The sequence below is a fragment of the Microbacterium hominis NBRC 15708 genome (assembly GCF_001592125.1).
Classification (GTDB): domain Bacteria; phylum Actinomycetota; class Actinomycetes; order Actinomycetales; family Microbacteriaceae; genus Microbacterium; species Microbacterium hominis.
In genome coordinates, this window is record NZ_BCWI01000014.1 from 42,000 (window position 1) to 58,066 (window position 16,067).

The 16,067-nt window shown below is 71.2% G+C and carries 11 protein-coding genes and 1 other RNA gene; 8 read left to right on the forward strand and 4 right to left on the reverse strand.

All coding sequences use genetic code 11. From position 1 onward, the window contains the following. Positions 1 to 5: 5 nt before the first annotated feature. A complete protein-coding gene (locus MHO01S_RS11585) occupies positions 6 to 986 on the reverse strand; it encodes an AAA family ATPase (protein WP_060960000.1) in 981 nt (326 codons plus the stop codon). Between the two features lie 82 nt (positions 987 to 1,068). Between MHO01S_RS11585 and ffs the strand changes: the two genes are divergently transcribed. The 5 genes from ffs (at position 1,069) to MHO01S_RS11610 (ending at position 7,978) form a co-directional block, all read left to right on the forward strand. Further along, an RNA gene (gene ffs / locus MHO01S_RS11590) (signal recognition particle sRNA small type) lies at positions 1,069 to 1,165 on the forward strand. Positions 1,166 to 1,268: 103 nt separating this feature from the next. After that, the gene (gene pta / locus MHO01S_RS11595) at positions 1,269 to 3,419 is read left to right on the forward strand and encodes a phosphate acetyltransferase (protein ID WP_061782344.1); all 2,151 of its coding nucleotides are present in this window, start codon (positions 1,269 to 1,271) and stop codon (positions 3,417 to 3,419) included. Further along, positions 3,416 to 4,606 carry an acetate/propionate family kinase gene (locus MHO01S_RS11600; RefSeq protein WP_060960002.1) on the forward strand — a complete coding sequence of 397 codons (1,191 nt, stop codon included), beginning with the start codon at positions 3,416 to 3,418 and terminating at the stop codon, positions 4,604 to 4,606. Before pta ends, MHO01S_RS11600 begins: the two co-directional genes overlap by 4 nt. A gap of 67 nt (positions 4,607 to 4,673) precedes the next feature. Continuing rightward, entirely contained in the window at positions 4,674 to 5,402 is a 729-nt protein-coding gene (locus MHO01S_RS11605; protein ID WP_061782345.1) for an HAD family hydrolase, read from the forward strand. 32 nt (positions 5,403 to 5,434) lie between these two features. Continuing rightward, positions 5,435 to 7,978, forward strand: coding sequence for a glycoside hydrolase family 65 protein (locus MHO01S_RS11610; RefSeq protein ID WP_060960016.1), 2,544 nt, complete (start codon positions 5,435 to 5,437; stop codon positions 7,976 to 7,978). 42 nt (positions 7,979 to 8,020) lie between these two features. Here the strand turns inward: MHO01S_RS11610 and MHO01S_RS11615 are convergent, their stop codons facing one another. The 3 genes from MHO01S_RS11615 to MHO01S_RS11625 all read right to left on the reverse strand — a co-directional run bounded on the left by MHO01S_RS11615 (position 8,021) and on the right by MHO01S_RS11625 (position 11,776). Further along, positions 8,021 to 9,397: an HNH endonuclease signature motif containing protein gene (locus MHO01S_RS11615; protein ID WP_255266090.1), complete on the reverse strand. Its 1,377-nt coding sequence runs from the start codon at positions 9,395 to 9,397 to the stop codon at positions 8,021 to 8,023. A gap of 188 nt (positions 9,398 to 9,585) precedes the next feature. Continuing rightward, complete coding sequence (locus MHO01S_RS11620) at positions 9,586 to 10,296, reverse strand: helix-turn-helix domain-containing protein (RefSeq protein ID WP_061782347.1); 711 nt, start codon at positions 10,294 to 10,296, stop codon at positions 9,586 to 9,588. After that, positions 10,289 to 11,776 (reverse strand): APC family permease, encoded by a 1,488-nt coding sequence (locus MHO01S_RS11625; RefSeq protein ID WP_061782348.1) that lies wholly within the window; start codon positions 11,774 to 11,776, stop codon positions 10,289 to 10,291. The genes MHO01S_RS11620 and MHO01S_RS11625 overlap by 8 nt, the downstream gene beginning before the upstream one ends. A 219-nt stretch (positions 11,777 to 11,995) precedes the next feature. Here MHO01S_RS11625 and MHO01S_RS11630 point away from each other — a divergent pair, with 219 nt between their 5' ends. Genes MHO01S_RS11630 through MHO01S_RS11640 form a run of 3 tightly spaced genes read left to right on the forward strand, consistent with a single transcriptional unit; the run spans position 11,996 to position 16,043 of the window. Then, entirely contained in the window at positions 11,996 to 13,480 is a 1,485-nt protein-coding gene (locus tag MHO01S_RS11630) for an APC family permease (RefSeq protein ID WP_061782349.1), read from the forward strand. Between the two features lie 57 nt (positions 13,481 to 13,537). After that, a complete protein-coding gene (locus MHO01S_RS11635; RefSeq protein ID WP_060960006.1) occupies positions 13,538 to 15,526 on the forward strand; it encodes a primary-amine oxidase in 1,989 nt (662 codons plus the stop codon). A gap of 4 nt (positions 15,527 to 15,530) precedes the next feature. Beyond that, positions 15,531 to 16,043, forward strand: a complete 513-nt coding sequence (locus MHO01S_RS11640) for a hypothetical protein (protein ID WP_157553783.1) — start codon at positions 15,531 to 15,533, stop codon at positions 16,041 to 16,043. Positions 16,044 to 16,067 lie beyond the last annotated feature (24 nt).

The window sequence follows — 16,067 nt, forward strand, 5'->3', positions numbered from 1 at the left end:
CGGCCTCAGCGGGTGGCCAGCGGCACTCGCACCGACCCGACGATCGCGCGCAGGACGGCGGCGATGGTGTCGGCCGACGAGCGCCCCCGCGCCGATGCGGTGCCGCGGGCGGCGATGAGGCGATGGGCGAAGACCGGTTCGACGAGCGCGGCCACGTCGTCGGGGATGACGAACTCGCGGCCGTCGAGCGCGGCGCGCACCTTGGCGGCCCGCACCAGCTGCAGGGTGGCGCGAGGACTCGCGCCCAGCCGCAGATCCGGGTGCTCGCGCGTGGCGCGCGCGAGCCCCACGGTGTACTCCTCGACGGCGGGGGAGACGTGCACCCCGCGTGCCCACGCGATCAGGGCGCGCACATCCGCGGCGCCGAGCACGGGGGCCACCCCGTCGAGCGGGTTGACGGTCTCGCGCTGGCGGAGCATGAGCGCTTCGCTCGCGGCATCCGGATAGCCCATGGAGATGCGCATCATGAAGCGGTCGCGCTGCGCCTCCGGAAGTGCGTAGGTGCCCTCCATCTCGAGGGGGTTCTGCGTGGCGACGACGAGGAACGGATCGGCCAGCCGGTGGCTGGTGCCGTCGACGGTCACCTGACGCTCCTCCATCGCCTCCAGAAGAGCGGACTGGGTCTTGGGGGAGGCGCGGTTGATCTCGTCGGCGATGACGATCTGCGCGAAGATCGCCCCCGGCTTGAACTCGAACTCGCGGTCCACCGGGTTGTAGACGCTGACCCCGGTCACATCACTCGGCAGAAGGTCGGGGGTGAACTGGATGCGGCGCACGCTCGCGTCGATCGAGGAGGCCAGGGCGCGCGCCAGCATGGTCTTGCCGACCCCCGGCACGTCCTCGATGAGGAGATGGCCCTCGGCCAGGAGGCAGACCAGCGCGGCGCGCACGGCATCCGGCTTGCCGTCGATCACGCGCGTGACGGAGGTCTCGACCGCCTCGGCGGCCCGGGCGAACGTGGCGGCGGTGAGCGGGTGGTCGGGCATGCGTCTCCCTGTCTCAGCGGCGGTGCTTGCTCGATGCTAACCCGGCTGGCGAGCCGCGGGCGCGACGTCGGGTAAACTCGCATGTAGCTCTCCGCGAGACGGCATCCAGGCCAACTCCCCCAGGACGGAAACGTAGCAAGGGTAACCGGGCTCTGCCGGGTTCGCGGAGAGTCTTTCTTTTGCCCGGTGGGGTACGGACCGCGCCGTGCTTCCGTCCCGCCGGAAGGTTTTCTCCGGCAGATCCCTCACGGCCCCGCGGGGGCCCCGCCTAGGCTGGAACCCGTGGCGCAGAGCATCTACATCACCTCCACCGAGGGCCTGTCCGGAAAATCCACGATCGTTCTCGGAGTGCTGGACGCACTGAGCCGTTCCACTCCGCGGGTCGGGGTGTTCCGCGCCATCGCGCGCTCCATCGACGAGCGCGACTACGTGCTCGAGATGCTGCTCGACCACATCGGCGTCGACCTCGACTACGAGGAGGCGGTCGGCGTCACCTACGACGACGTGCGCAACGACCCGGATGCCGCGCTCTCGCGCATCGTCGAGCGGTTCAAGGCCGTCGAGGCGAAGTGCGATGCGGTCGTCGTCGTCGGCAGTGACTTCACGGACGTCGGCTCCACGAGCGAGCTCGGGTACAACGCGCGCATCGCCGCGAACCTCGGCGCGCCGGTGCTCGTCGTGCTCAACGGGCGCGGCCACGAAGGCGACCGTCTCGGGGTCAGCGAGGCGCGCACGCCGCAGCAGCTGGCGCAGCTCACCGCGCTCGCGCTCACCGACATCACGCACCAGCGCGCCGAGCTGTTCGCCGTGATCACCAATCGCGCCGACCCCGATCACCTGGACGAGATCAACGCGGCGATCGGCGAGGTCGTGCGCGACATCCCGGCCGTCGACGGCAGTCGCGAGGCCGACGTGGCCGTGTGGTCCATCCCCGAGGACGTGTTCCTCGTCGCTCCCGCCGTGCGCGACATCATGCTGACCCTCGGCGGCACGCTGCTGCGCGGCGACGAGGCCCTGCTCGTGCGCGAGGTGCTCGACGTCGTCGTCGCCGGCATGTCGCTCAACAACATCCTTCCGCGACTCACCGAGGGCGCCATCGTCATCGTCCCCGCCGACCGCACCGAGGTGCTGCTGGGCCTGCTGCTGGCCAACTCCTCGGGGACGTTCCCGTCGATCGCGGGCATCATCCTCAACGGCCCGTTCCCGCTGCCGCCGGCGGTGCAGGACCTCATGGTCGGCCTCGACTCGCCGCTGCCGATCATCCAGACCGACCTCGACACGTACGACACCGCGGTGCGGGTCATGGGCACCCGGGGTCGTCTCGCGGCCGGCTCGCAGCGCCGGTTCGACACCGCCCTGGCCCTGTTCGAGCAGCACGTCGACACCGACGAGTTCACGCGCGCGCTGGGCCTCGCCCACTCCACCGTGGTCACGCCGCTCATGTTCGAGTACCAGCTGCTGGAGCGCGCCCGTGCGGGACGCAAGCGCATCGTGCTGCCCGAGGGCGGCGACGACCGCGTGCTCAAGGCTGCGGCCACGGTGCTCGCCCGCGGCATCGCCGACCTCACGATCCTCGGCGACGAGGCCGAGGTGCGCGGCCGGGCCGTCGAGCTCGGCCTCGACCTCGGCGCCGCACAGGTGCTCAGCCCCTTCGACCCCCAGATCGTGCACCGCTTCGCCGAGGAGTACGCGGAGCTGCGCAAGCACAAGGGCATCACGTACGAGAAGGCGGCCGACACCATCACCGACGTCTCGTACTTCGGCACGATGATGGTGCACCTCGGCCTGGCCGACGGCATGGTCTCGGGCGCCGCGCACACCACGGCACACACGATCCGTCCCGCCTTCGAGATCATCAAGACCCGGCCCGGCGTCTCGGTCGTCTCGAGCGTGTTCCTCATGGCGCTCGCCGACCGGGTGCTCGTCTACGGCGACTGCGCGGTCATCCCCGATCCGACGGCGACGCAGCTGTCCGACATCGCGATCTCGTCGGCCGCGACCGCTCGCCAGTTCGGCATCGACCCGCGTATCGCGATGCTCTCCTACTCGACCGGCGAGTCGGGTTCGGGTGAGGACGTCGACAAGGTCCGCGAGGCCACGGCCTTCGTGCGCGAGCGCGCACCGGAGCTGCTGGTCGAGGGTCCGATCCAGTACGACGCGGCCGCCGACGCCGCCGTCGCCAAGGCGAAGATGCCCGATTCCGCCGTCGCGGGACGAGCCACCGTGTTCGTGTTCCCCGACCTCAACACGGGCAACAACACCTACAAGGCCGTGCAGCGCTCGGCGGGCGCGGTCGCCATGGGCCCCGTCCTCCAGGGGCTCAACAAGCCGATCAACGACCTGTCGCGCGGTGCGCTGGTCGAAGACATCGTCAACACGATCGCGATCACCGCGATCCAGGCGCAGAACCAGCAGCAGGGAAACAACGCATGACCGTCGTCCTCGTCATCAACAGCGGCTCCTCGTCGTTCAAGTACCAGCTCGTCGACGTCGAGTCGCAGACGGCGCTCGCATCGGGACTCGTCGAGCGCATCGGACAGGAGATCGGGTCGGCCCGGCACAAGACGGGGGATGCCGACCACACGCGCGAGCTGCCCATCCCCGACCACACCGCCGGCTTCCGCGTGATGCTCGATGCGTTCGAGGAGTACGGGCCGTCGCTCGTCGAGACCCCGCCGTCGGCCGTGGGCCACCGCGTCGTCCAGGGTGGCGCGCGCTTCTTCCGTCCGACGCTCATCGACGACCTCGTCGAGATCAACATCGACGAGCTCTCGGTGCTCGCGCCGCTGCACAACCCCGGAGCGCTGCAGGGGATCCGCGCGGCACGCGCGGCCTTCCCCGCCCTGCCGCACGTCGCGGTCTTCGACACCGCCTTCCACCAGACGCTGCCCCCGGCCGCCTACACCTACGCGATCGACCAGACGATCGCGCGCAAGCACCGCATCCGCCGTTACGGCTTCCACGGCACCAGCCACAAGTTCGTCAGCGAGGCCGCCGCCGACTATGTGGGACGGCCGCTGCGCGAGCTCAAGCAGCTCGTGCTGCACCTGGGAAACGGCGCCTCGATCACCGCGATCGACGGCGGGCACTCCGTCGACACCTCGATGGGGCTGACGCCGCTGGAGGGGCTCGTGATGGGGACGCGCTCCGGCGACCTCGATCCCTCCGTGCTGCTCGTGCTCGCCCGCCGTGAGGAGATGAGCCCCGGAGACCTCGACGACTTCCTCAACAAGCGCAGCGGAATGGTCGGTCTCGCCGGCGTCTCCGACATGCGTGACATCGAGGACCGCCGCGAAGAGGGCGCCGGTGCGGCCATGCTCGCCTTCGACGTCTACATCCACCGGCTGCGGGCGTACATCGGCGCCTACATCGCGCAGCTCGGCGGGGTGGATGTGATCTCGTTCACGGCCGGGGTGGGGGAGAACTCGCCGCTCGTGCGTGCGGAGGCCCTGGCGACGCTGGGATTCCTCGGCATCCGTGTCGACGCGGAGCGCAACGAGGCCCGCGAACGCGGCATCCGCACGATCTCGGCCGACGACTCGAGCGTCACGGTGCTCGTCGTGCCGACCAACGAGGAGCTCGAGATCGCCCGTCAGACGCTCGCGGTCGTGGCCGACTGACCGGCCGATCCGCCGCGACGCGGCTCACCGATACGCGACGTCCGCACCTGCCCACTACGCTGAATCCGTGACAGCCGACCTTCCCGACCTCAGCGCTCTCGACGGCGTGCTCTTCGACCTCGACGGCGTGCTGACCCCGACCGCCGAGGTGCACATGCACGCGTGGGAATCGATGTTCACCGAACTGTTCTCCGCGTGGGGCATCGAGCCCGCGTACACGGAAGAGGACTACTTCCGGTACCTCGACGGAAAGCAGCGCTACGACGGCGTCGCGAGCCTCCTGCGCTCGCGCGACGTCGAGGTGCCCTGGGGCGATCCGGACGACGATCCCTCCGCGGACACCGTCTGCGGCATCGGCAACCGCAAGAACGAGGTGTTCGCGCGTGTCCTGCGCGCCGACGGCATCGCGCCCTACCCGGGCTCTCTGGCGCTCCTCGAACAGCTGCGCGCGGCGGGGACGCCGATCGGCGTCGTCTCGAGCTCCAAGAACGCCGAGGAGGTGCTGGCCGCGGCCGGCATCCGCGACTTCTTCCCCGTCGTCGTCGACGGAGTGGTCTCGGCGCGCGAGGGGCTGCGCTCCAAGCCCGCGCCCGACATGTTCGCCGCCGGGGCCCGCATGCTCGGCGTCGACCCGGCGCGCAGCGCCGCCGTCGAAGACGCGCATTCGGGCGTCGCCTCCGCCGTGGCGGCCGGGTTCGGGCTCGTGGTCGGCGTCGACCGCGGCGCGGGTGCCCAGGCGCTGCTCGACCTCGGCGCGACGCTCGTCGTCGACGACCTCGCGGCGTTCGTCGCCTGATGACCGACCAGTCCGACGGAAGGATGGACAGGATGGATCGCGACCGTTTCCCGATCGACCCGTGGCGTCTGGTGGAGAAGCGCTTCTCGCTCGACGACGTCGGCGTCACCGAGACGCTGTTCGCGCTCGGCAACGGCTACCTGGGCCTGCGAGGCAACCAGCCCGAGGGCCGCCATGCCCACGAGCACGGCACGTTCATCAACGGGTTCCACGAGATCTTCCCGATCCGCCACGCGGAGCAGGCCTACGGCTTCGCCGAGGTCGGCCAGACGATCATCAATGCGCCGGATGCCAAGGTCATGCGCGTCTACGTCGACGACGAGCCCCTGTCGTTCGACGTCGCCGACATCCGCGAGTACGAGCGCGCCCTCGACATGCGCAACGGGCTCCTCACGCGCCACGTGCGCTGGATGACCCCCAGCGGCAAGGACGTCGTCATCGATTTCGAGCGCATGGTCTCGTTCGAAGAGCGCCACCTCGCCGTGATGCGTGTCACGGTCACGGTGCTCAACAGCGACGCCCCGATCACGGTGAGCTGCCAGATCATCAACCGTCAGGACGGCGAGGACGTGTACGGGGGCTCGGCTCCCGGTGGCGGCCCCGCGAAGGGATTCGATCCGCGTAAGGCGGAGAAGATCGAGGACCGCGTGCTCCAGCCCGAGGAGTACTGGCAGGAGGGCGACCGTGCCGCGCTCGCCTACCGCGTGACCGCGTCGGGGATGACGATGTCGGTGGTCGCCGACCACGTGATCGAGACGGACAACGAGTACTCGTCGCGCACGCTCATCGAGCCCGACATCGCCAAGAACGTCTACCGGGTGCAGGCGAAGGCCGGGGTGCCCGTGACGGTCACCAAGCTCGTCAGCTATCACACGTCGCGCGGGGTGCCCGCTCGCGAGCTGGTCGACCGCGGACGCCGCGCGCTGGACCGCGTGGCGGCCGAGGGCATCGAGCGCCAGTTCGAGCGTCAGCGCGAGTGGATGTCGGCCTTCTGGGACCGTTCCGACGTCGTCATCGGCGGCCACGACGACCTGCAGCAGGCGACGCGCTGGTGCCTCTTCCAGCTCGCGCAGGCCGCGGCGCGCGCCGACGGTCAGGGCGTCCCCGCGAAGGGCGTGTCGGGCTCGGGCTACAGCGGTCACTATTTCTGGGACACCGAGATCTACGTGCTCCCGTTCCTCATGTACACGACCCCGATCTGGGCGCGCAACGCCCTGCGGATGCGCTACCTCATGCTGCCGGCCGCGCGTCGTCGTGCGGCGCAGCTCAACGAGGCGGGGGCCCTGTTCCCGTGGCGCACCATCAGCGGCGAGGAGGCGTCGGCCTACTACGCCGCCGGCACCGCGCAGTACCACATCAACGCGGACGTCAGTTTCGCGCTCGCCAAGTACGTGCGCGCCACCGGCGACGACGAGTTCCTCTACCGCGAGGGCGTCGACATCGCCGTCGAGACGGCACGGCTGTGGGCGACGCTCGGCTTCTGGCGCTTCACCGAGGACGGCCAGCCCGAGGTGTTCCACATCCACGGCGTGACCGGCCCGGACGAGTACACGACGGTCGTCAACGACAACCTGTTCACGAACGTGATGGCGCGCTTCAATCTGCGCTTCGCGGCGCGTGCGGTACGCGAGATGGCAGAGGACGCTCCCGAGCACTACGCGCAGATGGTCGAGCGGCTCTCCTTCGACCCGGCGGAGGCCGACGCGTGGGATGCCGCGGCCGAGGCCATGCACATCCCGTACAGCGAGGGCCTCGGCATCCACCCGCAGGATGAGGTGTTCCTCGAGCGCGAGGTATGGGATCTCGAGAACACGCCGCGCGAGCAGCGTCCGCTGCTGCTGCACTTCCACCCGCTCGTGATCTACCGCTACCAGGTGCTGAAGCAGGCGGATGTCGTGCTGGCGCTGTATCTGCAGGGCAACCACTTCACCGACGAGGAGAAGCTCGCCGACTTCGAGTACTACGACCCGCTGACCACGGGCGACTCGACGCTGTCCGCGGTGGTCCAGGCGATCCTCGCCGCGGAGGTCGGTTACCAGGACCTCGCGCGCGAGTACTTCTCGCAGTCGATCTTCGTCGACCTCGGCGACCTGCATCACAACGCCGCGGACGGCGTGCACGTCGCGTCAGCCGGCGGGGTGTGGACCGCGCTCGTCGCCGGCTTCGGCGGCATGCGCGACCACTACGGCGAGTTGAGCTTCGACCCGCGTCTGCCGAAGGACTGGCCGTCGCTCTCGTTCTCCCTCCAGTGGCAGGGGACGAGTCTGAAGGTCGAGATCACCGCCGACGAGTTGCGCGTGGATGCCGGTGCCGGCGAGCCCGTCGCGTTCTCGGTGCGGGGCGAGTCGCTCGTCGTGCAGCCGGGCGCCACGGTGGTCGTGCCGTTGCGCGGCCAGGGGCCGGAGCTGTCGGGCCGCCCCACGATCAGCGACATCGGTGAGGCGCTGCGTGAGGACGGCACACTGCTGTCGGCCTCGGTCCCCACGATGACCACCTCGATCCCGGTGATCACCGGCAGCATCCCGGTGGTCGGTGCGGTCACGGGCGACGACGCGAACCTCGGCATCGACTCGTAGCGGTGCGACCCGGTCGCCGATGTGCCCGCGTTTCGGCGCGGGTCAGAACGGCGGCGGGTCCTCCGCGGCGGGGACGAACCTGACGGTGGCCGGTGGGCGGTCGCGGTAGTGGTGTCCGGCCGGGCTCGTCCACTCGAGCGTGCCGTTTCCGAGGTGCCGGACGCGCCACGCCGTGTGGTGCTTCGTCGTATGGTGCCGCCGGCACAGGTGGGCGAGGTTGTCGTGGGCGGTGGCGCCGCCGTGCGCGGCCGCGGTCGTGTGGTCGATGTCGCACCGCTGCGCGGGGCGGGTGCAGCCGGGGGTGCGGCAGTGCTCGTCGCGGGCGGTGAGATAGCGGCGTAGCTCCGCGCTGGGGCGGTACCGGTCCACCGCGCGGACTTCACCGGTGTGCGGGTCGGTGAAGATCCGGTCCCAGCCGGGGGCGAGCCCCGCGAGGCGACGGGCGAAAGATGTGGCGATCGGGCCGTACCCCGCCAGCAGGGCCGGGCCACCGGTCGGGTCGCCGGCGAGGGTGAGGGCGGGGACCGTGACGTGGATCCGCGCCGCGACGGCCTCGAGGCCGTCGCCGGTCGCGCGGGTCGTCGGTCGGCCGGTGAGCACCAGGTCGCTGAAGACGTCCGCGCGCACCTGCGCCAGCGTGCGGGCGTCCGCCCGGTGGCGGCTGCCGGTTCGCCCGCCCGTTCCCGGGCCGGTTCCCCTGCCGTCCCCGGTGACCACGGCATCCTCGTCGCCGTCGTGTCCGCCATCGGGATCGGCGTCGGCCCGCGGCGGGGCCGCGTCGGCCTCCGCCTCCGGCTCGCGGTCGAGGATCGCGCGGGCACGGGTGGTCAGGGCGTCGTGGATCGCGTGGGCGAGCGGGGCCGGGAGGTCGGCGATCAACCTCGCCATCCCGTCGTCGAGGTCGAACAGGCGCACCGAGCGCTCATCGAAGCCCCGACGGGCGGACTGCTCGAACGCGGCCGGGTCGATGCTCGCGGCGATCGCCGTGATCGCCGGCGCCGCGCGCGTCGGGGATTCGGATCGGGCGACCTCCAGCGCACGATCCTCGAACCGCGCGCGATCCTCGTCGCCGGTGAGCATGGTCCCGGTCCTGCTGATCGCCCAGGCATGACCGGCGTCGATCTCACCGGCCGCCCACGCCGCATGGGTGCGGGAGAACGAGGTCTTCAGCTGATGCGCATCGGACATCCGCCGCTGCACGCCCCTGTCGGAAGCCCGGATCGCCATGCCCAGTTCGAGGCACACTTCGCGCACCGGGAGATCCGCGTCTCCCATCCGCAGAGTCCGGCCCTGTTGCTGGGCCTCCTGCCGTGACACCGCCACCCGCTCTGCGACGAGCTCGACCGCCGCCGCGAGCACGGCCGCTTCCTCCGCCTGCGCTGCGGCGATGCGGCGCCGGGCCGCCCGCAGGCGCGTCACCAGATCATCCAACGCCGGCCAGGCCGAACCCCGAGCCGGGGCATCCGGGATCGCGTGCATCGTCACCTCCGCCCGGCCGAGACCGGGAGGCAGAACCCGCTGAAACGAGGTGGGCACGCGCGGGACTTCTCCGCCCCAGTATAGAACAAAGATTCGAAGAATGCAACGGGTTCGGAAGAGACGTCGCATCACGCGACGTACGGTGCGACGTCCTCGGCGACGGGGGTCAGCCGACCGAGCAGCTCGTCCGCCTCGACGATCCGGTGCCGCGGGCCGGAGAAGGCCAGCGCGCCGGCGATGCCGCCGTCGGCGCCGCGGAGGGGGACGGCCAGGCATCCGAACCCCGCCACGCCGCCGTCGAGCCGGCGCACACCGCCGATCCGCGCGAGCTCGGCCGCCGCGGTCGTCGCGGTGGGTCCGCAATCGCCCGCGGCGACCAGCATGAGGGCGCCGAGCGCGTAGCGCTCCGGCTCGCGCGCGAGGCGCACCGGATCGCTGAAGGGGAAATCGGGGTCCTCGTCGAGCAACTGCACGCGGCGGTCGACGTACACGGCGACATGGACGCCTCCTCGTATGGTCGATCGCGCGTCGGCGACCATGTCGTGGGCGCGGGTGGGCAGTCGAGCGGGGGCGGCGGCCGCGGCCAGCTGCGCCACCTTCGACCCCAGCGCGAATCCGGACAGATCGGGGGTGCGAACGAGGTACTCGTCCTCGACGAGCAGGTTGAGCAGACGGTAGGTCGTCGCGCGCGGCAGTGCGAGCCGTGTCGAGAGCTCGCGCGCCGTCACGCCGGCGCCGAGCTCCGCGACCGCTTCGAGCACCGTGAGCGCGCTGTGGATCGCGCGCGGCTGGCGCGCGGAGAGCGTCGGCTGCGAGGGGCCGGCGCGTGTCTCAGCCATCCCGGTCATCTCGTGCGATGCCGCCGAGCACGGCCGCGGCGACGGGGACGTCGTACGCCCCCAACGGGCCGATCGGGCGGCGCAGGCGCCACGCGATCAGCGCGGCCGAGACGGCGCCGACCGCGGCGGCGATCCACACGGCGGCGCTGCCCGCCGCGATGTCGGCCGCCGCGAAGGCGACCACGGCCCCCGACAGCGCGACGGCCGCGCACAGGGCCGTCACGGCGACGAGCGGCGTCAGCTCCCCGATCCTGCGCAGGAACAGCGGCACCGCGATGCAGGCGAACACGTACGAGACGATGTAGCCGATGCCGCCGAGGGCGATCGTGATGTGCATCGCGTCGCGGAGGTCGACGCCGCAGACGACGAGCGCCAGCGGGACGCCGACCACCGCGGGCAGGGCGATCGCGATGGCGCCGATGGGCGTGCCGTAGCGCGCGTGGGTGCGTCCCGCGAGGCGCGGCATGACGTCGTCGCGTCCCATCGCGAACAGCACCCTCGCCAACGCCGTGGTCGACCCGATGGCGCACGCCAGGAAGGATGCCGCGATGCCGAGGTCGGCGACGCTCGCCCACCCGCCGATGCCGAACGCGTCGGCGAGCTCGTTGAGCGGCGACGCGCTGGCGGCGAAGTCGCGGCCCAGCGCGGCGAACCCGGCGACCTGGGCGGCCGCGGCCAGGAGGTAGAGCAGGAGCGAGATCACGACGGTGGCGCGGACGGCGCGGGGGATCGTCCGTAGCGGGGTGCGCGCCTCCACCCCGAGCGTCGCCGCGCTCTCGAACCCGACGTAGGCGGTCAGGGCGATGAGCGCCCCGGCGCCCACGCCCAGCGGCGTGTCGGCGGCGGGCGACGGCAGCAGCGCCGCCGGATCGACCGGACCGATCCGCGTCAGCAGCACCACGAGCAGGACGACGATGAGCACGACGGAGGCGAACTCCACGAGCAGCGCGACGCGAGCGGAGAGGCGTATGCCGCGGACGAGCACGAGAGTCAGCAGTCCCGCCTCGGCCAGCAGGACGCAGGCGATCCCGAGCGGTGCGTCGGCGGCCGGCCAGAACGGCCGGAGCAGGAGGGCGGTGTAATAGGCGCCGCCGAGGAGCGCGAACATCGCGACGGCGGCGTACCCGACCACGGCGGCGGTTCCCGTCGCGAGTCCGCCCGCCGGCCCGAGTCCGCGCGCCGCGTACGTGTACAGCGCGCCCGACGCGGCGAGGCGGCGCGCGAACTGGCCGACGGCCGAGGCGACCAGCAGGCTCAGGACCCCGGCGACGAGCACCGACACGATGACGCCACCGGGCGACACGCCGGCGACCAGGACCGTGACCGTGGTCGCCGCCGCGGCCGGGGCGACGGCGGCGACCGACTGCGCCATCACGTCGATGAACCCGACGCTGCGCCGGTCCAGGCCGTGCAGCGGTGAGCGTCCGCCGAAGTCGCGGACCGGCGCGGGGCTGCGGATCGCGCGCTCCAGTGCGGTCATCGTCCCTCCTTGCCCGCCGATGCTAGGGCGGCGCCGTTGCCGCCCCACGTCTCTCGTGTTTCCGCCTGGTTTCCCCGAATGAGACGCCGTCGGCGGGCCCTCCCATTCCGGGAGCGCGGGATTTTCACGGCCCCGAGACGGCGCCGTGACGGCCCTGCGCGACGATCCCGGTATCCGTTCCTTCCGCCTCGCTCCGCACCCCGATCTGGAGAGGTCATCATGACGAGAATCGACTCACCCGGCGCCGCCGCGCCGTCCGCCGCGTCGCCCGCCCGCGCCCTGACGGGCTCGCTGGGCGCGACGGCCATCGTCTTCATGGTCGTCGCCGCGGCGTCGCCGCTCACCGTCATCGGGGGTGCGGCGCCGCTCGGCATTTTGATCGGAAACGGGGTCGGCTTCCCGGCCCTGTACGCCGTCAGCGCCGTCATCCTGCTGCTGTTCTCCGTGGGTCTCGCCGCGATGTCGCGGCACATCCCGCGGCCGGGCGCCTTCTTCACCTACGTCGGCTACGGCCTCGGACGTTCGACGGGACTGGCGGCGGCATGGATCGCGATGCTGACCTACACGACGATCCAGGTCTCGGTGTACGGCTACGTCGGCTACATCCTCTCCTACACGCTCGCGTCGACGGCCGGGATCTCGCTGCCGTGGTGGCTGTTCTCGCTGCTGGTCATCGGACTGGTCGGCATCCTCGGCTATCGGCACATCGACCTGTCGAGCAAGGTGCTCGGGGTGCTGCTGATCGCGGAGGTCGGTGTCGTCGTCGTGCTCGTCGCCGTCGTGCTGTTCCGTGCCCCCGAGGGGCTGAGCCTCGCCCCCTTCGAGCCCGCCAACATCGCCAGCGGCTCGCCGGGGGTCGGGCTCATGTTCGCCATCGCGGCCTTCATCGGCTTCGAGGCCACCGCCATCTTCCGCGACGAGGCTCGCGACCCGGATCGCACCATCCCGCGGGCCACCTACATGGCCGTGATCGGCATCGGCGTCTTCTACACCGTGGCCTCTTGGGGTCTCGTGATGGCGTGGGGACCGAGCACGATCGTCGACGAGGCGGCCGCCGATCCGGGCAGCCTCATCCTGCGCACGATGGCCACCTACCTGGGACCGATCGGGGAGATCGTCACGAACGTGCTGCTGATCACGTCGATGTTCGCGTGCGTGCTCTCCTTCCACAACGTCGTCACCCGCTACCAGCACTCGATGGCCACCGCCGGCGTTCTGCCCGAGCGGCTCTCCGCCGTGCACCACCGCCACCTGTCGCCGCACGCGTCCTCCATCGTCCAGACCGTCACGGCCGCCGTGCTGACGGGGGTCTTCGCGGCCTTCCAGCTCGACCCGGTGCTGGCCGTCTTCACGTGGTTCGCCGGCGTCGCCACGCTCGCCATCGCCATCCTCATGGCCGTCACCTCGGTGGCGGTGATCGTCTACTTCCTGAGGCGGCGCTCCGACCGGCGGGTCTGGAACACGATCGTCGCCCCGGCGCTCGGGTTCGCGGGGCTCGTCATCTCGGCGGCGCTCATCGTCGCCTACTTCCCGATCATGGTCGGTGATGTGGATGCCGAGGGCGCCCCGGTGTTCGGCGGGCTGAGCTGGTTCCTCATCGGGCTCGTCGTGCTCTTCCCCGCTCTGGGCTACGTCCAGGCCGCGTGGATCCGCGCGCGCCGCCCCGCCGCCTACGCGAAGCTCACCGACGCCATCGCCGGCTGAGCACCCTCGAACGCCGCACCCCACGAAAGCCCCACCCCTCGAACGAAGGACATCCGGATGACCCTCACCGACCTCACCGCGTCGGGCTTCGCCGCCCCCGCCGTGCCCGCCCACCCGCTGGCCTCCCTCTCCGCCGCCGAGATCGACGCGGTCCGCACGATCGTGCTGGCGCTCGCGTCGACCACCGATCGCGTCCGATTCGTCTACGTCGGACTCGAAGAGCCGGCCAAGGGCGAGATCGCGGCGTGGGAGCAGGGCGGGCCCGCGCCCGAGCGGCGCGCACGGGTGCAGCTGCTCGACATGGCGACGACCCGGTCGAGCGACCTCGTCGTGTCCCTCGCCAGCGGCGAGGTGCTGCGCGAGACGGTGCTCGACGGAACGGCGGGACAGCTCCCGATCCTCGATGCGGAGTTCGAGGAGGTCGGCGTGATCGCCGGCGCCGACGAGGGATGGGTGGCCGCGCTCGCCGCCCGCGGTCTGACCGTCGAGGACGTCGTGCTCGTGCCGCTGTCGGCGGGACACTACGGGTACCCGGCCGAGGAGGGACGGCGCATCCTCCGCACCTTCGCCTTCCGCCAGGATCACCCCCAGGACCATCCGTGGGCCCATCCCGTCGACGGCCTCACGGCCTACATCGACGTCGCGGCGCGCTCGGTGATCGAGATCGTGGACACCCCCGGGTTCGCGGTGCCCGAGACGAGCGGCAACTACGACGATCCCGCCCTCCAGGGCCCGCCCCTCGAAGGGCTGAAGCCGATCGTCATCACCCAGCCCGAGGGGTCGAGCTTCACGGTCGACCAGGAGCACGTCGTGTGGGGGGACTGGGATCTGCGCATCGGTTTCGACGCGCGCGAAGGGCTGATCCTGCGCCAGCTGAGCTTCCAGGGACGACCGGTGATGTACCGCGGCTCGATCAGCGAGATGGTCGTGCCGTACGCCGACCCCGCGCCCAACCGCTTCTGGCAGAACTACTTCGACACCGGCGAATACCTGTTCGGGCGCTACACCAACGAGCTGGAGCTCGGGTGCGACTGCGTCGGCGACATCACCTACGTCGACGCGGTGCTCGCCGACGAGCTGGGGATGCCGCGGACCGTCCGCAACGGCGTGTGCATGCACGAGGAGGACTTCGGCTCCCTCTGGAAGCACACCGACATCTTCACGGGGGCGAGCGAGGTGCGCCGCCAGCGCCGGCTCGTGATCTCCTTCTTCACCACGGTCGGCAACTACGACTACGGCTTCTTCTGGTACCTGTACCTCGACGGCACGCTCGAGTGCGAGGCGAAGCTGACCGGCATCCTCTTCACCTCCGCCTACCCCGGCGCGGACTACCCGTTCGCGTCGCAGGTGGCACCCGGCCTGGGCGCCCCGTACCATCAGCACCTCTTCTCGGCCCGGCTCGACATGACCGTGGACGGCGTGGCGAACGTCGTCAACGAGATCGACGCGGTGCGGGTGCCGATCTCGCCGCAGAACCCGGCGGGCAACGCCTTCACGAAGAAGGTCACGCCCATCGTGTCGGAGAAGGTCTCCGGCCGCGTCGCCGACGGCGCCGTGAACCGGGTCTGGCAGATCGCCTCGACCGAGCGGACCACGGCGATGGGCCAGCCCACGTCGTACGTGCTCTTCCCGACGGAGACCCCCGTGCTGCTGGCGGACGACGACTCCTCGATCGCCGCGCGCGCCGCCTTCGCGACCAAGAACCTCTTCGTCACGAAGTACGATCCGGACGAGCGGTACGCGGCGGGGGACTTCGTCAACCAGCACCCGGGCGGCGGCGGCATCCCCGCCTTCATCGCCGGCGACGAGCCGCTGGTCGGCGAGGACCTCGTGCTGTGGCACACCTTCGGTCTGACGCACTTCCCGCGCAACGAGGACTGGCCGGTCATGCCGATGGACTACGCGAAGTTCACCCTCAAGCCGTACAACTTCTTCGAGCGCAACCCCGCGCTGCATGTTCCCGCGCCGACGTCCGCGCACTGCGCGCCCGGTCATGATCACGGCGGTCACGGTCATGACCACGGCGGTCACGGACACCACAGTTGAGAACGTGACCCTGCACCTGTTCGCGCTCGCGCCCGCCACGATCGGACTGTGCTGCCTGGCAGCCGACCGGCGGCGGGCGCGAGCCGGGGAGCTGGCGACCGCGCTGCTCATGCTCGTCGCGATGGCGGATGCCGCGGTGACGCGGCTCGTACCGGTGGTGTGGTGGGTGGCGATGCTCCTGGCCGGGGCGATCGCCCTCTCGGCGGCCGGTGGACGGCGTCGAGGATCCGGCCGGTCCGCGGACGCCGTACGGATGCCGATGGCACTGCATGCCGCCGCGGGCATGGTCGTGATGGCGGCGCTGATGCTCGCGATGACCGGCGGCGGGGTCGCCGACGCCGCGCATCACCACGGGGCGTCCGCTCCGGCGCTCGCCCCGGTGGGCGTGGCGCTCGCCGGCGCCTATGTGCTCGGATCGGTGCGGGTGGCCGTGCGGGCGCGCACCGCGCTGGATCGCGGGCAGTACGCGGCGATGGCGGCATCCGTCGGTCTGATGTCGCTCGCCCTCGTCGTCTGAGGCGCCCTCTCGTCGACAGGCCGT

Coding starts and splice junctions, on each gene's coding strand:
- MHO01S_RS11625 (WP_061782348.1), bottom strand. CDS start 11,776: ATGACCGCACTGGAGCGCGCGATCCGCAGCCCCGCGCCGGTCCGCGAC.
- MHO01S_RS11600 (WP_060960002.1), top strand. CDS start 3,416: ATGACCGTCGTCCTCGTCATCAACAGCGGCTCCTCGTCGTTCAAGTAC.
- MHO01S_RS11610 (WP_060960016.1), top strand. CDS start 5,435: ATGGATCGCGACCGTTTCCCGATCGACCCGTGGCGTCTGGTGGAGAAG.
- MHO01S_RS11630 (WP_061782349.1), top strand. CDS start 11,996: ATGACGAGAATCGACTCACCCGGCGCCGCCGCGCCGTCCGCCGCGTCG.
- MHO01S_RS11620 (WP_061782347.1), bottom strand. CDS start 10,296: ATGGCTGAGACACGCGCCGGCCCCTCGCAGCCGACGCTCTCCGCGCGC.
- MHO01S_RS11635 (WP_060960006.1), top strand. CDS start 13,538: ATGACCCTCACCGACCTCACCGCGTCGGGCTTCGCCGCCCCCGCCGTG.
- MHO01S_RS11585 (WP_060960000.1), bottom strand. CDS start 986: ATGCCCGACCACCCGCTCACCGCCGCCACGTTCGCCCGGGCCGCCGAG.